Annotated in this window: 12 protein-coding genes; 4 read left to right on the top strand and 8 right to left on the bottom strand. The window is 72.7% G+C overall.

The genetic code is table 11. The annotated features are described in order from the left end of the window. Window positions 1–14: 14 nt before the first annotated feature. The 5 genes from moaA to Q4C85_RS00840 form a co-directional block, all read right to left on the bottom strand. Window positions 15–1,142, bottom strand: a complete 1,128-nt coding sequence (gene moaA / locus Q4C85_RS00820) for a GTP 3',8-cyclase MoaA (protein WP_303138614.1) — start codon at window positions 1,140–1,142, stop codon at window positions 15–17. Window positions 1,143–1,482: 340 nt separating this feature from the next. After that, window positions 1,483–2,652: a ribosome small subunit-dependent GTPase A gene (gene rsgA, locus Q4C85_RS00825; RefSeq protein WP_303138616.1), complete on the bottom strand. Its 1,170-nt coding sequence runs from the start codon at window positions 2,650–2,652 to the stop codon at window positions 1,483–1,485. 159 nt (window positions 2,653–2,811) lie between these two features. Then, complete coding sequence (locus tag Q4C85_RS00830) at window positions 2,812–4,308, bottom strand: 3-phosphoshikimate 1-carboxyvinyltransferase (protein WP_303138618.1); 1,497 nt, start codon at window positions 4,306–4,308, stop codon at window positions 2,812–2,814. 35 nt (window positions 4,309–4,343) lie between these two features. Beyond that, a complete protein-coding gene (locus Q4C85_RS00835; protein ID WP_303138621.1) occupies window positions 4,344–6,608 on the bottom strand; it encodes an NADP-dependent isocitrate dehydrogenase in 2,265 nt (754 codons plus the stop codon). Between the two features lie 183 nt (window positions 6,609–6,791). Next, window positions 6,792–7,295 (bottom strand): DoxX family protein, encoded by a 504-nt coding sequence (locus Q4C85_RS00840; protein WP_303138740.1) that lies wholly within the window; start codon window positions 7,293–7,295, stop codon window positions 6,792–6,794. Between the two features lie 286 nt (window positions 7,296–7,581). Between Q4C85_RS00840 and Q4C85_RS00845 the strand changes: the two genes are divergently transcribed. Both Q4C85_RS00845 and rsrA read left to right on the top strand, forming a co-directional pair. Beyond that, window positions 7,582–8,268 (top strand): sigma-70 family RNA polymerase sigma factor, encoded by a 687-nt coding sequence (locus Q4C85_RS00845; protein WP_303138623.1) that lies wholly within the window; start codon window positions 7,582–7,584, stop codon window positions 8,266–8,268. A 2-nt stretch (window positions 8,269–8,270) separates the two neighbouring features. Further along, window positions 8,271–8,654, top strand: a complete 384-nt coding sequence (gene rsrA / locus Q4C85_RS00850) for a mycothiol system anti-sigma-R factor (RefSeq protein WP_303138625.1) — start codon at window positions 8,271–8,273, stop codon at window positions 8,652–8,654. Window positions 8,655–9,042: 388 nt separating this feature from the next. Here rsrA and Q4C85_RS00855 read toward each other — a convergent pair whose 3' ends face one another. Further along, a complete protein-coding gene (locus Q4C85_RS00855) occupies window positions 9,043–9,744 on the bottom strand; it encodes a TetR/AcrR family transcriptional regulator (protein WP_303138628.1) in 702 nt (233 codons plus the stop codon). Between the two features lie 61 nt (window positions 9,745–9,805). Here Q4C85_RS00855 and Q4C85_RS00860 point away from each other — a divergent pair, with 61 nt between their 5' ends. Next, complete coding sequence (locus Q4C85_RS00860) at window positions 9,806–10,750, top strand: ABC transporter ATP-binding protein (protein WP_303138631.1); 945 nt, start codon at window positions 9,806–9,808, stop codon at window positions 10,748–10,750. Beyond that, complete coding sequence (locus tag Q4C85_RS00865; protein ID WP_303138633.1) at window positions 10,747–12,354, top strand: ABC transporter permease; 1,608 nt, start codon at window positions 10,747–10,749, stop codon at window positions 12,352–12,354. Before Q4C85_RS00860 ends, Q4C85_RS00865 begins: the two co-directional genes overlap by 4 nt. A gap of 15 nt (window positions 12,355–12,369) precedes the next feature. Here Q4C85_RS00865 and Q4C85_RS00870 read toward each other — a convergent pair whose 3' ends face one another. Further along, window positions 12,370–12,960 (bottom strand): GDSL-type esterase/lipase family protein, encoded by a 591-nt coding sequence (locus Q4C85_RS00870; protein ID WP_303138636.1) that lies wholly within the window; start codon window positions 12,958–12,960, stop codon window positions 12,370–12,372. 174 nt (window positions 12,961–13,134) lie between these two features. Further along, window positions 13,135–16,893 (bottom strand): multifunctional oxoglutarate decarboxylase/oxoglutarate dehydrogenase thiamine pyrophosphate-binding subunit/dihydrolipoyllysine-residue succinyltransferase subunit, encoded by a 3,759-nt coding sequence (locus Q4C85_RS00875; protein ID WP_303138639.1) that lies wholly within the window; start codon window positions 16,891–16,893, stop codon window positions 13,135–13,137. Window positions 16,894–17,804: the final 911 nt, after the last annotated feature.

Below are 17,804 nucleotides of genomic sequence, written 5' to 3' on the forward strand. Positions count from 1 at the left end.
GCCGGTGGTGGCTTCTAACCGCCGATAGCGGACATTGTCCTGCCAGGCCGGGCGAATCTGTCCGCGGCCGGCGCGGGATCGTCCGCGCCGTGTCCGAGGGGTTTGTCCCAGGTCGCTCCGGCCCACAGGCGAGCCACCTCCTCGTCGTCGGCGCCTGTACGGAGCGCTGTGCGCAGGTCGGTATGGGCGGGGGAGAACAGGCAGGTCATGAGACGCCCGTCCGCCGTGACCCGGGTGCGGTCGCAGTCGTGGCAGAACGGCGCCGTCACTGAGGCGATGATGCCGACATCACCGGCCGGGTAGTGCCGACCCTGAGAATCGGTGCCCGCGGCCACCTGCCAGTGGCGTGCGGGTCTGCGGTCCTTCCTGCCCGAGTCGGTCAGTTCGAATCCGGCACGGGTGAGGACGTCGATGATCTGCGGGCCGCTGACGACCTCGTCGATGGACCAGGAGTCCGGCGGACCCAGCGGCATGTGCTCGATGAAGCGCAGGTGCCAGCCGCGTCTGAGGCACTCGGCCAGGAGGTGGGGGGCCGCCCGCTGCACGGTGTCGGGAAGGGCGACGGCGTTGATCTTGACCGGTGACAGACCCGCTGCCCGTGCCGCGCTCGCGCCGGCGACCGCCGCATCGAGCCTGTCGCGCCGGGTGACCGACGCGTAGGCCGAGGCGTCCAGCGCGTCGATGGAGATATTGACGCGGTCGAGGCCGGCGGCGCGCAGGGCGGGCGCGCGAACTGCCAGCCCCAGCCCGTTGGTCGTCAGGCCGATATCCGGCTTGGCGCCGGTACGCCGGACACGCAGAACGGCGAGCAGTGCGATGACCTCCTCCAGATCGCGGCGGAGGAGTGGTTCGCCGCCCGTCAGGCGGATCCGCTCGATCCCCAGGCGCTCCACCCCGATTCTGGCCAGCCTGGCGATCTCCTGTCCGGTCAGCAACTGCGAGCTCGGGAGCCACTGCATGCCGTGAGCAGGCATGCAGTAGGTGCAGCGAAGGTTGCACCTGTCCGTCACTGCGAGGCGCAGGTCCCGCACCGTCCTGCCGAAACGGTCCACGAGCCCGGTCGTTGTGCCGTGTGCGGGCTGATGCGAGGCCGCACCCCCGTGCACGTGGACGGCGGGTGCCTCCAGTGCCGTGGGAGTCATGACACGAGGGTATCGGATGCGGAGGTGACTGGACGATGCCGCAGCTGGTTCGGTCGGGGCGGGACGGCTGGCCGAGCAGCCGGCTGCTTGTGCCAGATGCGGCGATCTCGAGGTGTCATAAGTCCCGATCTCGGGGGAGGGGAGGGCGGAGCGGGACTGGGAGCGGGGGTCCGGGCAGATGTGCCCATGCGCGGTGGGCTGGGGCCACGATATGGTCACGGCATGGCTCGTGTGCTCCTCGACGACGTCATCCAGACGGTGAGCCGCGACGCCGCCACCCGGCACGAGCAGGTCGGCGGTCGCCGCGGCTGACCGGCGCGTCGTGCCTCCGCCGGGTGCGTCAGCGCCCGGCGGGCCTGGTCGGGTCCTCGGCCTCCAGGGCGGGGGCGAGCAGCCGCCGGAAGGACTCCACCCGCGCCCGGCGCCGGTTGCGCTCGGTGGCGTCGGGCACTCCACCTTGCCCGGCGCCCGCCTGCGTCTGTCCTGGCTCGCCGCCCTGGGGCTTCTCGGCCATCGCCTCCGCCCCCTCGTCCGCCCACTCGTCCAGGGCGCAGTCGATGACTGCTACGGCGTGTGTGCACCCCCGGGGGCAGGCCTCGGCCACCTCGGCCAGGTCGGAAAAGCCCCGCAGCACGTCGGCGCTTGAGACGTGGGAGACGCCGAAGGAGCGCACCCCGGGGGTGTCAATGACCCAGCCGCCTCCCGGGAGCTCGAGGGCCTGAAGGCTGGTCGAGGTGTGCCGGCCCCGGCCGGTCACCTCGTTGACATGGCCGGTCACGCGGTCGGCGCCCGGGACGAGGGCATTGATGAGGGTGGACTTGCCCACCCCGGAGTGGCCGACGACGACACTGGTGTTCCCGGTCAGGGCGGCCCGGACCTCCTCGAGCCCCGAGCCCGCGGCGCGGGAGGCCGCCGCACTGCTGGCGGGATCCAGCCGGGTGGTGACCGAGCGCACCCCGAGGGGGGCGTAGAGGCTGAGCAGTGGGCCTGCGTCGGCCAGGTCGGACTTGGTCAGGACGAGCAGGGGCTCCATCCCGGCGTCGTAGGCGGCCACGAGGTAGCGGTCGATCATCCGGGGGCGGGGCTCGGGGTCGGCCACCGCCGTCACGATGACGAGCAGGTCGGCGTTGGCAACGACGGGCCTCTCGGTGCCGGCTGCGTCGCCGTCCTCCGCCGAGCGGCGCAGCAGGGTGGCGCGCTCCTCGATGCGCACGAGGCGCGCCAGGGTGCCGGTGCGCCCCGAGGTGTCCCCGACGACGGCCACCCGGTCGCCGACGACCACCTTGCCCCGTCCCAGCTCGCGCGCCTTCATCGCGGTGATGTCGCCGCTGCCGTCCTCGGTCAGGCCGAGGTCGTCGAGCCGGATGCGGTAGTGGCCGCGGTCGATGCGGGTGACAGCCCCGGTCACGGCGTCCTCGTGGGCCGGGCGGAGCTTGGTGCGCGGGCGCGAGCCGCGGCCGGGGCGCACCCGCACGCGGGGGTCGTCGGTGCCGGTGTCGCGGCGCGCCATCAGCGGACCTCCACGGCGCTGTGCCCACGTGCTGGAGCTGCGGGGCGGCCCGGGGCCGCCGGGCCGGGGGCCGCGGTGACCCCGCTGCGCCCGGGCGCCCCGCCTGCGCCCACGGTCGCCAACCGCCCGGCTCGACGCGCCTCCGTCACCCGGTCCCGGTCACGCATGCCGGCCGGCCCCCGAGACGAGCGCTGTCCACATGGCGGGGAAGTCGGGCAGGGTCTTGGAGGTGGTGGCCACATCCTCGATGCTCGTGCCAGGCAGCGCCAGTCCGAGCACCGCCGCGAAGGTCGCCATGCGGTGGTCGGCGTAGGTGCGCATCCGCGCCGGGTGCAGCGCCGCACCGCCAGTCAGGGCCTCGATGACCAGGCCGTCCTCGGTCTGGCGGGCCCGGCCTCCGACCCGGTTGATCTCGGTGACGAGGGCGGCGAGCCGGTCGGTCTCGTGCCCGCGCAGATGCGCCACCCCACGCAGGCGGCTCGCGTGCCCCTGGGCAGAGGCCAGGACCGCCACCGCGGCCACGGTGGGGACGAGTTCACCGACCTCGGACAGGTCGGCGTCGAGGCCGCGCAGGGTGCCCTCGCCCCGGGCGAGCAGCGTCAGGGTGCCGTCGGCCTCGGTGCGCCCCGTGACGGCTCCGCCCAGGCGCGGCAGGAGGCCGCGCCAGGCGTCGCCCGCCTGCGTCGTGGCGGCGGGCCAGTGCGGGACGCGCACCTCGCCGCCGGCCACGAGTGCGGCGGCGAGGAAGGGGCCCGCGTTGGACAGGTCGGGCTCGATGGCCACCTGGCCGCCGGCCGGGCGGCCGGGGTGGACGGTCCAGGTGCGCGGTGTGGGGGCGTGGGGCCGGCCCGTGCCCGGGGCCCTGGTCGAGGGCTCCTCGACCACGACGCCCCGCTCGCGCAGGCACGCCACGGTCATCGCCACATGCGGCAGCGAGGGGACCGGGCCGGTGGTCGTGACGGCCAGCCCGCCGGGGACCAGAGGTCCGAGCAGAAGGAGCGCCGAGAGGATCTGGGAGGAGCTCGAGGAGTCGACCTCGACGCGTCGCGGCACCGCGTCCCGGTGGGCGGGTCCGCCCGGGCCGGTTGACCCGGCAGGTGGGTCGGTCGGCGACGGGAGCGCCGCGGCGAGACCCGGTCCGACCTGCACCGGCAGGTGACCGGGCTCACCGAGCCAGATGACCTCGGCACCCAGGGTCTCCACGGCCTCGAGCACCGGGCGCAGCGGGCGGCGCCGCGCCGCCTCGTCGCCGTCGACAACGACGGGGGCGTCGGCCAGGAAGGCCAGGGGCGGCACGAAGCGCATGACCGTGCCGGCCAGGCCGCAGTCGACATGGCCCAGTCCATCGGGGCCGGTGTCGACCGGCAGGGGCAGTGGGGCGGGGGTGACCTCGAGGCTCGTGCCGGCCCCATCGCGGCGGGTGACACGCGCGCCGAGCGTGGTCAGCGCCCGGATCATGAGGTCGGTGTCGCGGGAGCGCAGCACCCCGCTCAGACGGGTGGGCGCCTCGGCGAGCGCCGCCAGCAGGAGGGCGCGGGCGGTCAGCGACTTCGACCCCGGGAGGTCCACAGTTGCGTCGAGGGGCCCCGCCGGGGTCGGAGCGGGCCAGGGATCGGGCTCCGCTCCGACCCGGGGCGTCACGGGGCGATGCGTCATGGGCGCATTGTCGCAGGTGCCGGTCTGCCTACTCCTCAGAGCATGTCGACGATGGCGTTGAGGGTGGCCGAGGGGCGCATGATGGCGTTGGTCAGCTCCTCGTTGGGGCAGTAGTAGCCGCCGATCTCCACCGTCTGGCCCTGGACCGCCGCGAGCTCGGCCTGGATCGTGTCGCCCACGGTCTGGAAGAGGGTGGCCACGGAGCTGAACCTGGCGGCCAGGTCGGCGTCGACCTCCTGTGACGCCAGCTCGGCGGCCCAGTAGCGGGCGAGCCAGGCATGAGAGCCGCGGTTGTCGATGGTTCCCAGGCGGCGGCCCGGGGAGCGGTTCTCCGCGAGCAGGGTGGTCGTGGCGGCGTCGAGTGCGTCGGCCAGGACGGCGGCACGCGCCTTGCCCGAGACCCGCGCGACGTGCCGCAGCGCCTCGGCCAGGGCGAGGAACTCTCCCAGGGAGTCCCAGCGCAGGTAGTTGTCGTGGAGGAGCTGGCGCACGTGCTTGGGCGCCGAGCCGCCCGCCCCGGTCTCGTAGAGGCCGCCGCCGTTCATCAGCGGCACGACCGAGAGCATCTTCGCGCTCGTCCCCAGCTCCAGGATCGGGAATAGGTCAGTGTTGTAGTCGCGCAGGACGTTCCCGGTCACCGAGATCGTGTCCTGTCCCTGCCGCGCCCGCTCTAGGGAGAGCCGGGTCGCCTCCACCGGGTCGAGGACCCGGATGTCGAGGCCCTCGGTGTCCTCCTGGGCGAGGTAGGTGCCGACGAGGGAGGCCAGGACCCGGTCGTGGCCGCGGGTGGGGTCGAGCCAGAAGACGGCGGGCGCCCCCGAGACGCGGGCGCGCGTGACCGCCAGCCGGACCCAGTCGCGCACCGGGGCGTCCTGGGTCTGGCAGGCCCGCCAGATGTCCCCGGACTCGACCTCGTGGGAGAGCAGGACGGAGTCGGTGGGCAGGCCCGTGCCGTCGACGACGACGACCTCGATGATGCCGTCGGTGGGCACGAGGAAGGTCTTGTCGTGGCTGCCGTACTCCTCGGCCTTGCGGGCCATGAGGCCGACATTGGGCACCGAGCCCATGGTGGCCGGGTCCAGGGCGCCGTTGGTCTTGCAGTCCTCGACCACGGCCGCGTAGACCCCCGCGTAGGACGAGTCGGGGATGACCGCCAGAGTGTCGGCCATCTGTCCCTGGGGGTCCCACATCTTGCCGCCCGAGCGGATCATCGCAGGCATCGAGGCGTCGATGATGACGTCACTGGGAACGTGCAGGTTGGTGATGCCGTTGTCGGAGTCGACCATCGCGATGCCGGGCCCCTGGGCCAGCTCGGCGGCGATGGAGGAGCGGATCTCCTGGCCGTCGGGCAGGGCGTCCAGCCCGGCGAGGATCGAGCCGAGCCCGTCCTCGGGGCGCAGCCCGGCCTCCTCGAGCGCCTTGCCGAAGGAGGTGAAGGTCTGCGGCAGCACCGCGCGCACGGCGTGGCCGAAGATGAGCGGGTCGGAGACCTTCATCATCGTGGCCTTGAGGTGGACCGACAGGAGGAGCTCCTCTGCGGTCGCCTGGGCCACCTGCTCGACGAGGAACGCGTCCAGCGCGCACGCCGACATGAAGGTCGCGTCGATGACCTCGCCGGCGGTCACCGGCAGGGTGTCGCGCAGGACGATCGTCTCCGAGCCGTCCGCCGGACGCAGCCTGATCCGAAGGTTGCCGTCCTGGGGGATGATCGTCGAGATCTCGTTGTGCCGGAAGTCGCCCGAGTCCATGGTGGCCACGCGGGTGCGCGACTGCGGGCTCCACTCGCCCATTGAGTGCGGGTGGCTACGGGCATAGGCCTTGACGGCGCTGGACGCCCGGCGGTCGGAGTTGCCTTCGCGCAGAACCGGGTTGACGGCGCTGCCCTTGACCGCGTCGTAGGCGGCGCGAACCTCGCGCTCGGCCTCGGTGGACGGTGACTCGGGGTAGTCCGGCACATCGACGCCCAGGGCCTGCAGCTCGGCGATCGCCTTCTTGAGCTGGGGCACCGAGGCAGAGATGTTGGGCAGCTTGATGATCGTGGCCGACTCCGACTGGGTGAGTGCGCCCAGCCTGGCCAGGTCATCGCTGGCGTGGCCGAAGGCGGCCATGATGCGGCCGGCCAAGGAGATGTCCGCCCGGGCCACGCTGACGTCGGCCGCGCGGGCGAAGCCCTCGATGATGGGCAGCAGGGAGTGGGTCGCGAGCATGGGTGCCTCATCGGTCAAGGTGTAGACGAGGTCGGCGTCCTCGATCTCGACGGCGGGCGTGCGCTGGTCATCCTGCTGGTTCGCTGGGGTCACTGAGGTCTCCGTGGTCGACGTGCTGGCTGAGGGGCGCGCGGTCCCCGGCATGGCTGGGGCATGCGCTTGCGGTACAGCAGGGTACCGCGGGGGTGTGTCACTCAGGTGACGCGACCGGACTCGGCCGCGCAGGGCGGTGGTCCTGTGCTCAGGTGGGGTCAGGCGGGTCCTGCGGCCAGGTGGTCAGGGGCGTCCGGCCCCGTATCGCCTGGCGACGGCGGCCTGTGCGGCCTCGATGGCCTCGCGCTGCTGGCGCCGGTTGCGCACCTCCCAGGCCAGGGACGGGCGGCCCTGCCGGTCGACGGCGGCCAGCGCCAGTCCGGCGCCCAGGGCCGCGCCCCGCACGAGACCGGACAGGGCGGCGCGCCTGTCCTCCCGGTTGACCGCCCACACCGGGTTGTTGATGAGGGTCAGCGGCACGTTGATCGCCGCGAGGAGGCAGGCGCTCGTGCGCGGAGAGGCGCCCGTGGCCAGCCCCAGCCCGGCGGCGACGGTGACGGCCCCGGTGGCACGGGTGAGCATCCGGGCGTCGGAGGTCAGCACCGGCGGCAGCCCCGCCCGCCCCAGGGCGGGCTGGACCTTCTCGAACTTCTCGACGTGGCGTCCCGGGCGTGCGAGGGCGTCGATGCCGTCGACGATGAAGGGGGCGGCGAGCAGTGGGCGGGCGACGGCGCGAAGAAGATCCATGGCCCCATCCTCGCCCACGACGCGCGCCGCGGCCAGTGCTTGGGCGCGGTGGGCGGGATGGCGGGTGCCTGGGATGGCCAGGGAGCGCCCGGGAGCGCACAGGAGGGCCGGGAATGCACGGCGCGGCGGCATCGTTGGTCAGGTGATGACACCGTGCACCACCACTGCGCCCGCGCGCCCCAGGACGGCGCCGCCCTACACCTCCCGCGGTCCGGCGGGAGGGTCCCGCCGTCTGGGGTGGGCCGGCTCGCCGCGGCGCGCCGCCCGGGGGCTAGGCTCGTGGCCGATGACGGACACCGACGACTTCAGCCCCCCGGACGGCGACAGCGGCCAGGAGCCGCCCGCCGTCGACCTCGACGACCCGGGCGAGTCTCTCGACCGTGCCCCGGCCGGGGAGTCCGACGAGGCCCGGGCGGCCCGCTTCGAGGCCGACGCCCTGCCCTACCTCGACCAGCTCTACGGCGCCGCGCTGCGGATGACCCGCAACGCGGCCGACGCCGAGGACCTGGTCCAGGACGCCTACGCCAAGGCCTTCGCCTCCTTCCACCAGTACCGGCCGGGGACCAACCTCAAGGCCTGGCTCTACCGGATCCTGACCAACACCTTCATCAACTCCTACCGCAAGAAGCAGCGCGAGCCGCTCCAGTCCGACGCGGACATGGTTGAGGACTGGCAGCTCCACCGCGCCGCCTCCCACGACTCGGTGGGACTGCCCAGCGCTGAGAACCTCGCCCTCGAGCTGCTGCCCGACGCGGAGATCAAGGCGGCGCTCGGGGAGCTGAGTGAGGATCGTCGCCTCGCCGTCTACCTGGCTGACGTCGAGGGCTTCTCCTACAAGGAGATCGCCGAGATCATGGACACCCCGATCGGAACCGTCATGTCCCGTCTCCACCGGGGGCGCAGGCAGCTGCGCGAGCTCCTGGCGGACCACGCCCGTCAGCTCGGCTACGGCAGCGACGAGGAGGTGGGCTGACGATGAGTGACTCGCGGCAGGACCAGTCCTGCTCGTGCTCCGAGGCGCGCGCGCACCTGGAGCGCTTCTTGGACCACGAGTGCGACGTCGACATGACCGCCCGCCTCGAGGCCCACGTGGCCTCCTGCAAGCACTGCTCCCGCGTGGCCGACGCCGAGACCCACCTGCGGGACATCCTGCGATCGCGCTGCGCCGAGCAGGCGCCCCCCGAGCTGCGCGCCCGGGTGCTCGGACGCCTGTCGGTGCTGCGTTCGGTGTCGAGCGTGCGGACCTCGGCCGGTTCGGTGACCGTGACTTCCGAGACGATCACCGAGGTGGTCGGCGAGACGGTCACTGAGACGGTCTCTGAGACAGTCACGGAGACCTTCCGGTACAACCGCGGCTGAGGGCTGTAACTGACCACCGGGCCTGAGGCTCCGCTGCGGCCCCGCACTGATGGTCGTCAGCCGGCGGCGTGAGCGGTGCAACTGGGCCGCCGCTGGCTGCGCATCACGGCGGTGTGCGAGGATGTCCCGTGTTCCATGCCCCTGGTGGGGGCAGTTTCTCACGTCAGGAGGCGACTATGAGCAAGCGCGGACGTAAGCGTCGTGCACGGGCGGGGAGCAAGGCCAACCACGGCAAGCGACCCAACGCCTGAGCAGGATCACTGAGTCGGCCGGGTCTTTCCGGCCGTCCTGTCACGCATGTCGCGGCGGCGGCCCCTTGTGGGCGGCCGCCGCGACGTCGTGTCGGCCTGCTTGAGATCAGGTCCTGTGTGGCCCGGCGCCCCGGGGGTTATCCCTCGGGTGCTGGGGCCACTGGTCCCCAGCCGCTGCGCAGGACGGGGAGGACCTCGGCGAGGTGCTCGCGCCAGTCGCGGTCGAGGTCGAGCTCGTGCCAGTTGCGCAGGGCTGTGACCAGGATGGCGGCGATGGCGGCGATGTGGAGGCGGGCCTCGGGGAAGGTCCACCGCCCGGTGCCCGCCAGTACCCGGGAGAACTCGTCGACCCGCTCGTCGATGATGATGTAGCTGGCGGCGCGCACCGACGGGTGGCTCATCCACAGGTGCAGGCGTGCGCGGGTGGCGGCCTCCTCGATGACGAAGTGCTCCTCCCAGATCGAGTCGAGGGCGGCCATGAAGGCGTCGACCGGATCCTCCCCCCGTGTCACGTGGTAACTGACGACGGCCAGGAGGGGTTCGTCGTACTCGTCGCGTACGACGAGCCCCTCCTTCGTGCCGAAGTAGCGGTAGATCGTCGAGGGGGAGACCTCGGCGGCCGCGGCGATCTCCTCAATGCTCACCGCGTCGAAGCCGCGCGCCGAGAACAGCTCGAGGGCGATGGCCTGGACGTGATGCATCGTCGCGGCCTTCTTGCGCGCCCGCAACCCCGGTTGCGGCAGGCCGTCACCGGGCGCCTGGATCCGGTCCGGAGTCCCCGAGGCGGGGTGCGGACCGGTGTGGTGACCGGTCCCGGGCGGCGCTTCCTTGGTCGACACCGCGCCTCCTCCCTCTCGCCGGCATGTGGATGGCGTCACACTATCATGTATAGTCACTGTCATGAGAAAGTTACTGTCAGATTTGGTTGTCCGAGCGGAGGGGCTTGTCAAGTCCTTCGGCCGCACCCGTGCCCTCGACGGTCTCGACCTGGGGCTGCGTGCCGGTCAGGTCCATGGTTTCCTCGGCCCCAACGGCGCGGGCAAGTCGACGACGATCCGAGCCCTGCTCGGCCAGCTTCGCCTCGACGCCGGCACGGTGGAGGTCTTCGGCATGCCCGCCTGGACGCGGGCGGTCGACATCCACGGCCGCCTGGCCTACGTCCCCGGCGATACCCATCTGTGGCCGGGGCTGTCCGGCGGGGAGTGCATCGACGTCCTCGGTGGCTTCCAGGGCGGGTTCAACCGGTCGCGGCGCGCCGAGTTGATCGAGCGCTTCGAGCTCGACCCGGGCCGGCGCCTGCGCACCTACTCCAAGGGCAACCGCCAGAAGGTGGCACTGATCGCGGCGCTGTCAACCGACGCCGAGCTCCTCGTGCTGGACGAGCCGACCTCTGGCCTCGACCCGCTGATGGAGGCCGTCTTCCAACAGGTGGTCGCCGAGCGCGCGGCACAGGGCACCACGGTGCTCCTGTCGAGCCACATCCTGGCCGAGGTCGAGGCGCTGTGCGACTCGGTGACCGTCATCCGCGCCGGCCGGGCGGTGTCGAGCGGCAGCCTGGAGGACCTGCGCCGCGACGCCCCCACGGCCATCGAGGCGATCACCACCCGCGAGCCCCGAGGCCTCAAGGCCGTCGCCGGTGCCAGCGCGGTCGAGCAGGGCCCGGATCCCCGCGGCCACCGCACTCGCCTCCTCGTCACGCACCGGGACCTGGCCGAGGTGGTCGGGATACTCGGTGAGGCGGGCATCAACCACCTGGCGGTCCAGCCACCCAGCGTCGAGCAGCTCTTCATGACGCACTACGAGCAGGACGCCCGGGCCGTCACGTCCGCGGGCGGTCGGTCATGAGCCCGGTGCGGCCCTCCTCCGGGCAGCGGCCCCTGGCCGGCACCGCGCGGATGGTGCTCCTGGGGACTCGCACCGCCAAGGCGGCCCTCCTGTCGGCCGCACTGCTGCCCGCCGGCCTCGTTCTCGGCGTGGCCCGGAGCATCGAGGCGCTCTACCCCACGGTGGAGGAGCGGCAGCGCTACGCCCAGTGGGCCGAGGCGTCCCCGGGCACCATCGCCTTCAACGGGCAGGGCTACGGGCTGACCACCCTGGGCGGCATCACCGCCTACGAGATCGGATTCATGGGTCAGATCCTCTTCCCGACGCTCGGGGCCGTGCTCGCTGTGCGGCTGACGCGCCGTGAGGAGGAGTCCGGTCGCACCGAGCTGCTCACCGCCGGGGTGGTCGGCAGGCTCGCGCCCCTAGCGGCGGCCGTCATACTCCTGGCCGTCGGGGTGGTCTGCGGGACGGTCCTCATGGTCGCGGGCATGGTGGGACTCGGCCTGCCCGGGTCGGCAGCGGTGTGGTACGCAGCTGGTGCGGCGGCCTGCACCCTGTTCTTCGCCGCGGCGGGACTCCTCCTGTCCCAGCTGTGCCAGAGCGCCCGCACCGCCTCGCTTCTCGGACTGTCCTTGACCGCGCTCGCCTTCCTGGCGCGGGCGGCCGGAGACGTCCGGGGCTCCAGGGCGGCCCTTGTCAGTCCTCTGGGCTGGCTGCCCGAGGTCCGTGCCTTCGCGGTCCCCCAGGGGTGGCCACTGCTCGCCTACGGCGTCGGCGCCGTCGTCCTGCTGGCGGGGGCGGGAGCCGTCACTCAGCGGCGCGACCTCGGCGCGGGGGTCCTCGCTCCACGCCGGGGCAGGGAGCAGGCGCGGCGGACGCTGGTGACCAGCGGTGGCCTGGCTTGGCGCGTGTGCGCCCACGGCATACTGGGCTGGCTCGTCCTGGCCTCCGCCTGGGCGCTGGTCATGGGCCTGCTCGGCCAGGAGATGAAGGGCATGGCCGAGGCCAACCCCGGTGTGCTGGCCGCGCTGGGTGTTGAGCGGGGGACGGACCTGCTCGTCATGCTCGCCACGATCGTCATGGGCGCGAGCGCCGTGGCCGTGGGCATCCATGCCGGGACGCGCCTGGCGGCCGAGGAGGAGTCCGGCCGGTTGGGCGCCGTCCTGTCCACCCGCGTGCCGCGGGCGCGCACATGGTTGGCGTGGTGGGCGGTCGCCGTGCTCGGCTCCCAGGCGGTCCTCGGCGTCTCCAGCCTTCTGCTCGGGCTGAGCACCTGGGCGGTCACGGGGGACCGGCAGGACCTGGGCACCGCCGTCGAGGTCGGAGCCGGCTATGCGGTGCCGGTGCTCTTCGCCGTCGGGCTGTGCGCTGCCCTGGCGTCCGCCGGGCCGCGGTGGGCCCCGACGGGATGGGCGCTGCTGGCCTGGATCCTCATCGTCGGCTTCCTCGCCGAGGCGCTGCGGCTGCCCGAGTGGTCGCGGGACCTCTCACCCCTCCACCTCGTGGGCGTCCTGCCCGCCGAGGAGCTCGACGTCGGCGCGGTGGCCGCGCTCGCGGCCGGCGCCATGGCTCTTCTGGCCGCCTCGGCACGGGTGTTCAGTGGCCGGGACCTGGCGTCCGGGTGACCGCACGGGCCCGGCTCAGGCGGGCTGGCGCACGTCGAGCCACTCGTACCAGCCCCGGTGCAGCACGAGCCAGGCGATGAGCCCGTAGCCAGCCTGGGCTGGGTGGCGCCCCTGGACCGCCGCGACGTCGGAGGTCCACTGCTCGTGGTTGCGCAGCGGCTCGAAGGTCTCGACGTAGGGCACGCGCCGGCGGTGGCAGACCTCGGCTGCGGCGCGCGACAGGGCGGCGGTGGCGTCGGGGTCGGCCCCCGGCAGTGGGGGAGGGCCGACGACGAAGCACTCGCGGTGCTCGCCCAGGGCCTTGTCGAGGATGTTGGCCACCGCCAGGCGGCTGCGCGCCGGTGAGACCCCGGCCAGGACGTCGGCCACACCCAGCCCGATGACGAGACGGTTGACGCCGGTGGGTGTCGAGCGCAGCGCCACCTCTGTCTGCCACCTCTCGGCCAGCTCGGTGGTCGTCTCCCCGGGCACCGCCAGTGTCGTCCACAGCGCGTCGAGCTCGCGCGGCGTGCGGGCCATGACACGCCCGTGCCAGCCCAGGGCGCGGGCGTCGCCGTACCCCGCCACGAGCTCATCGCCGATGAAGTGGATCCGCGTGGAGTCCACGTCTACCCCCTCGTCTGCCGTGCTCCGCGGGCCGGCGGGGCCGCGCGCTGTGCTGCTGACACACGACGGTACCGTCCCGGGGGCCATGAGGTGGGAGCGACGGGCCCCACCAGCACCCGCTGCGCACCGACGGGGCCGGCCACCGGGGTGGAGGGTGCAGGCGCGCAGGGACGGTCAGTCGCGGGTGAAAGCGGCCTCCATGATGGCCTCCTGCTGCCTGCGGTAGGCGCCGGCGGAGCCGACGGCCGGCGAGGCCGCCTCGGGCGGGCACGCCCGGCGCGGCAGGCGCCCGCCGGTCAGGGAGTCGGGCAGGTGGAGTGCCAGCCACGGCCAGATGCCCTGGTTGGCGGCCTCGTCCTGGACCCACACGAGCTCCGCGCCGGCGAAGGGCGCCAGCGCCGCGGACAGCTCGTCGACCGGCAGGGGGTAGAGCTGCTCGAGGCGGACGATCGCCGTGGAGGTGTCCCCCCGGCGGGCACGCTCCTCAGCCAGGGAGTAGAAGACCCGGCCCGAGCACAGCAGGACGCGGGTGACCCCCTGGCCGGTGGCCAGAGCAGGGTCGACCTCACCGATGACGGGGTCGAAGGTACCGGTTGTGAAGTCCTCGACCGGGGAGGTGGCCGCCTTGAGGCGCAGGAGCTGCTTGGGCGTGAAGACGATGAGCGGCCTGCGGGGCCGGGAGTAGGCCTGCTCGCGCAGCAGGTGGCAGTGGTTGGCGGGGGTCGAGGGCATGGCCACCCGCATGTTGTCCTGGGCGCACATCTGCAAGTAGCGCTCGATCCTGGCCGAGGAGTGGTCGGGGCCCTGCCCCTCCTGACCGTGGGGCAGGAGCATGACCAGGCCCGAGCGTTGGCCCCACTTCTGGCCCGCGGAGGTGATGTACTCGTCGATGACGCTCTGGGCGCCGTTGGCGAAGTCACCGAACTGGGCCTCCCAGGCGGTCAGCCCCTCGGGACGCTCGACGGCGTAGCCGTACTCGAAGGCCAGTGCCGCGTACTCGCTGAGCAGGGAGTCGTAGATGGCCAGCGGTGCCTGGTCGGGGGTGAGGAAGTCCAGCGGGGTCCACTCCGCGCCCGAGACATTGTCGTGGAGCACCGCGTGGCGCTGGGCGAAGGTGGCGCGGCGCGCGTCCTCACCGGCGATGCGCACGGGCACCCCCTCCATGAGCAGCGAGCCGACGGCGATCAGCTCCCCGAAGCCCCAGTCGATCTCCCCCTCGCGCGAGGCACGGCGGCGCTTGTCCAGCATCGCCCCGAGCTTGGGGTGGACGGTGAAGCCCGGCGGGTAGGCGACCTGTGCGTCCCCGATGCGCTCGACCAGCTCGCGGGGCACGGCGGAGGTCCAGCCGAGCATCATGCCCTGGCCTGCGCGCTGGGAGGCCGGGACCTCCAGGCTGGTGCGGGGGCGCCCCACCTGGGCGGGGTCGGTGGCGTCGACCGTCTCGAGGCTGCGGCGTGCAGCGTGGGCCGTGCGCGTCTCGGCGAAGATCCGTTCCAGCTCGTCGTGGTAGGCCTGGGTGATCTCGCGGGCCTCGTCGACCGTGATGTCCCCGCGGCCCACGAGGTCGGAGGTGTAGACCTCCCGCGTCGAGGGCAGGGAGTCGATGAGCCGGTACATGACCGGCTGGGTCATCGAGGGGTCGTCGCCCTCATTGTGTCCCCGGCGCCGGTAGCAGATGAGGTCGATGATGACGTCCTTGTGGAAGGTCGCCCGGTACTCGTAGGCGCGCTGGGCCGCACGGGCCACCGTCTCGGGGTCATCGGCGTTGACGTGGAAGATCGGGACCTGAAGGCCCTTGGCCAGGTCGGTGGCGTAGATGGTCGAGCGCGCCGAGGCGGCGCCGGTGGTGAAGCCGATCTGGTTGTTGACGATGATGTGCACCGTCCCGCCGGTGCGGTAGGCGGGCAGCTGGCTCATGTTGAGGGTCTCGTAGACCACTCCCTGGCCGGCGAAGGCGGCGTCGCCGTGGACGAGCACGGGCAGGACCGTGTAGCCCTTCTCGCCCAGGCCGATCCGGTCCTGCTTGGCGCGCACGATGCCCTCGACGACGCCGTCGACCGTTTCGAGGTGGGAGGGGTTGGCGGCCAGCGACACGCGCACGGCCGTCCCATCGGTGCCGGCGAACACCCCCTCCGTCCCCAGGTGGTACTTGACGTCCCCGGTGCCGGCCCCCTCGATGATGCCGTTGCCGTCGAACTCGTCGAAGACCTGCCCGTAGGACTTGCCGGCGATGTTGGTCAGCACGTTGAGGCGGCCCCGGTGGGCCATGCCGATGACGACCTCATCGAGGCCGTCGTGCGCGGCGGCGTCGAGAAGCCGGTCGAGCAGCACGATGAGGGACTCGCCCCCTTCGAGGCTGAAGCGCTTCTGCCCGACGTACTTGGTCTGCAGGAAGGTCTCGAAGGCCTCGGCCTGCTCGAGCTTGGTGAGGATCCGGCGGCGCTCGGCACCGTCGATCGAGGTCCACTCGCCCTCGAGGCGCTCCTGCCACCACAGCCGCTGGGCGGGGTCCTGGATGTGCATGTACTCGATGCCCGCGCTGCGGCAGTAGGCGTCGCGCAGCCGGTCCAGGATCTCGCGCAGCGTTGCGCGCTCGGTGCCGCCCAGGCCGCCGGTGGGGAAGGAGCGGTCGAGGTCCCACAGGCTCAGGCCGTAGGAGGCCGGGTCGAGGTCGGGGTGGCGGCGCAGCCGGTAGGTGAGCGGGTCGGTGTCGGCGGCCAGGTGGCCGCGCTGGCGGAAGGCATGGATGAGCTCGGCCACGCGGGCCGGCTTGCCCGTCTCGAGCTCGGTGTCGTAGGTGGTGTCCCTGGCCCAGCGGATCGGCTCGTGAGGGATGCGCAGGGACTCGAAGGAGCGGTCCCAGAAGCCGTCGAGGCCCAGGAGCTTGCGCTCGACCAGGCGCAGGAACTCGCCGCTGGCCGCGCCCTGGATGACACGGTGGTCGTAGGTGGAGGTCAGGGTCACGACCTTGCCCACCCCGTGGCGGGCGAGGGTCTCGGCCGAGGACCCGGCGAACTCCGCGGGGTAGTCCATGGCGCCCACCCCGATGATGGCGCCCTGACCGGGCATGAGGCGCGGGACCGAGTGGAGGGTCCCGATCATGCCCGGGTTGGTCAGCGTGATGGTCGTGCCACGGAAGTCCTCGACGTCGAGCTCTCCCTGGCGGGCCTTGCGCACGAGGGCCTCGTAAGCCGTCACGAAGCCGGCCAGGTCCATGAGGTCGGCCTTCTTGATCGAGGGCACGAGCAGACGGCGCCCGCCGTCGGGGGCGGGAACGTCGATGGCCAGGCCGAAGGCGATATGGGCCGGCTCATGGACGCTGGGCCTGCCCGAGGCATCGAGGCGGTAGGAGGCGTTGATGCCCGGCATCTCCGAGAGGGCCTCGACGACGGCCCAGCCGATGAGGTGGGTGAAGGAGACCTTGCCGCCGCGGGTGTGGGCCAGGTGCGCGTTGATGATCGCCCGGTTCTCGATGAGGACCTTGGCCGGGACGGCGCGCGCGGAGGTTGCCGTGGGAATCGACAGCGACTCCTCCATGTTTTTGGCGGTGCGCGCCGCGGCGCCCTTGAGGCGCACCTCCGAGTCGGGGTAGGCCTCGCCGGCCAGTTCCTCGAGGTGCTGACGGGCGAGCCGCTGGGCGTAGGGGGAGGTCGGCGGCGCGGTGTCCGAGGCGGGAGCCGGAGGAAGGTCGGAGCGGGTGACGTCTTGGACGCTGGTGGGTCGGCGCGGGGGCGTGCCCGCAGCCGGGATCTGGGGGATCTCGGCGTGGGCGGCAGCGTCGCGACCGCTGGGCGCGGATGCGGCCCGCGTCTCGAACAGGGTGCGCCACTGCTCGGTCACGGAGGAGGGGTCGGCCAGCCAGGCCTCCCGCAGCTCCTCAACCATCCACTCGTTGGCGCCGAATCCTGCGGTGGTGCCGTCCTGTGTGGGCACTGCCTGTCCCTCCTCCGTCAATGGTGGCAGCAGCCCCTGGGCGAGGCCTTGTGGGCCGGGGGACAGGAGGCTGCTGTGTCCCGCGTCATCGTACGGGTAGAGGAGGGGCAGTCGCAGCAGGACACGGGACCAAAGGCGCAGATACGAGGTGCGCGGATGTGGTTCTCGTCGCGGGCGGACTCAGCCTCCCCCGGGGGCTCAACCAGGCCGAGCTCGACGGCGCGCTGCGCCACGGCCAGTCGGGAGTCCACCCCTAGATGTATGAGGTCGTGACGTTGTTGACAGTGGCGGGGACTCGGGTGGTGGGTGGCACGGGTCCGAGGCTCGGCCTGTGGGTCCGTGGCCGACGTCACAAGTCCGGCGCCCTCCCCCTCGCCGAGATCGGTAGATATGGCACCTCGAGATCGGTAGATATGGCACGGCGTGGGGTGTCCCTGGCCTGAGGTGGGCGGCCTGTCGTAGGTGGGGACGGGGCACGCTCCCGGCGGCCACCGGGTCCGGGGGCCTGCCTTGGTCGCCCTGGCTGTTTATGCCGGTCAGAGCCGACCTCAGCGCCCCGGTGGCGATCGCCAAAAAAAGGGGCTGGTGGGCGTAGGCAGGGTGGTCGTGCAGGAACAGTGAGCCTTTCTCACCAGGCGCGGGGCCGTGACATGCCGCCAGGCCCACGCCCACTGCCGTCTCGTCGGCCAGTCCGGCAGCCACCAACCGGCCGCACCCGCCTGGACCGAGCCCTCCGGTGATACCGTGCCCACCACTATGCGATCGGCGTCCCGACGGGCCCGCGGGCGATCCGCCCGCCCCCGCCAACATCCTGACCTGTCCCACCCCGACAACCCCCACCCTGAGAGCCCTCGGCCTGGTCGGCCCAGGCCCGGCGGGCTCCACGGGCCCGGCGTCGACGGACCCGGCAC

Origin of the sequence: Actinomyces sp. (assembly GCF_030524025.1) — a bacterium.
In the GTDB taxonomy this organism is placed as follows: domain Bacteria; phylum Actinomycetota; class Actinomycetes; order Actinomycetales; family Actinomycetaceae; genus Actinomyces.

What these genes read in the sequence shown, in the direction of transcription:
- rsrA (WP_303138625.1), top strand. Translation starts at nt 8,271, where the DNA reads ATGAGTGACTCGCGGCAGGACCAGTCCTGCTCGTGCTCCGAGGCGCGC.
- rsgA (WP_303138616.1), bottom strand. Translation starts at nt 2,652, where the DNA reads ATGGCGCGCCGCGACACCGGCACCGACGACCCCCGCGTGCGGGTGCGC.
- Q4C85_RS00830 (WP_303138618.1), bottom strand. Translation starts at nt 4,308, where the DNA reads ATGACGCATCGCCCCGTGACGCCCCGGGTCGGAGCGGAGCCCGATCCC.
- Q4C85_RS00865 (WP_303138633.1), top strand. Translation starts at nt 10,747, where the DNA reads ATGAGCCCGGTGCGGCCCTCCTCCGGGCAGCGGCCCCTGGCCGGCACC.
- Q4C85_RS00860 (WP_303138631.1), top strand. Translation starts at nt 9,806, where the DNA reads ATGAGAAAGTTACTGTCAGATTTGGTTGTCCGAGCGGAGGGGCTTGTC.
- moaA (WP_303138614.1), bottom strand. Translation starts at nt 1,142, where the DNA reads ATGACTCCCACGGCACTGGAGGCACCCGCCGTCCACGTGCACGGGGGT.
- Q4C85_RS00840 (WP_303138740.1), bottom strand. Translation starts at nt 7,295, where the DNA reads ATGGATCTTCTTCGCGCCGTCGCCCGCCCACTGCTCGCCGCCCCCTTC.
- Q4C85_RS00845 (WP_303138623.1), top strand. Translation starts at nt 7,582, where the DNA reads ATGACGGACACCGACGACTTCAGCCCCCCGGACGGCGACAGCGGCCAG.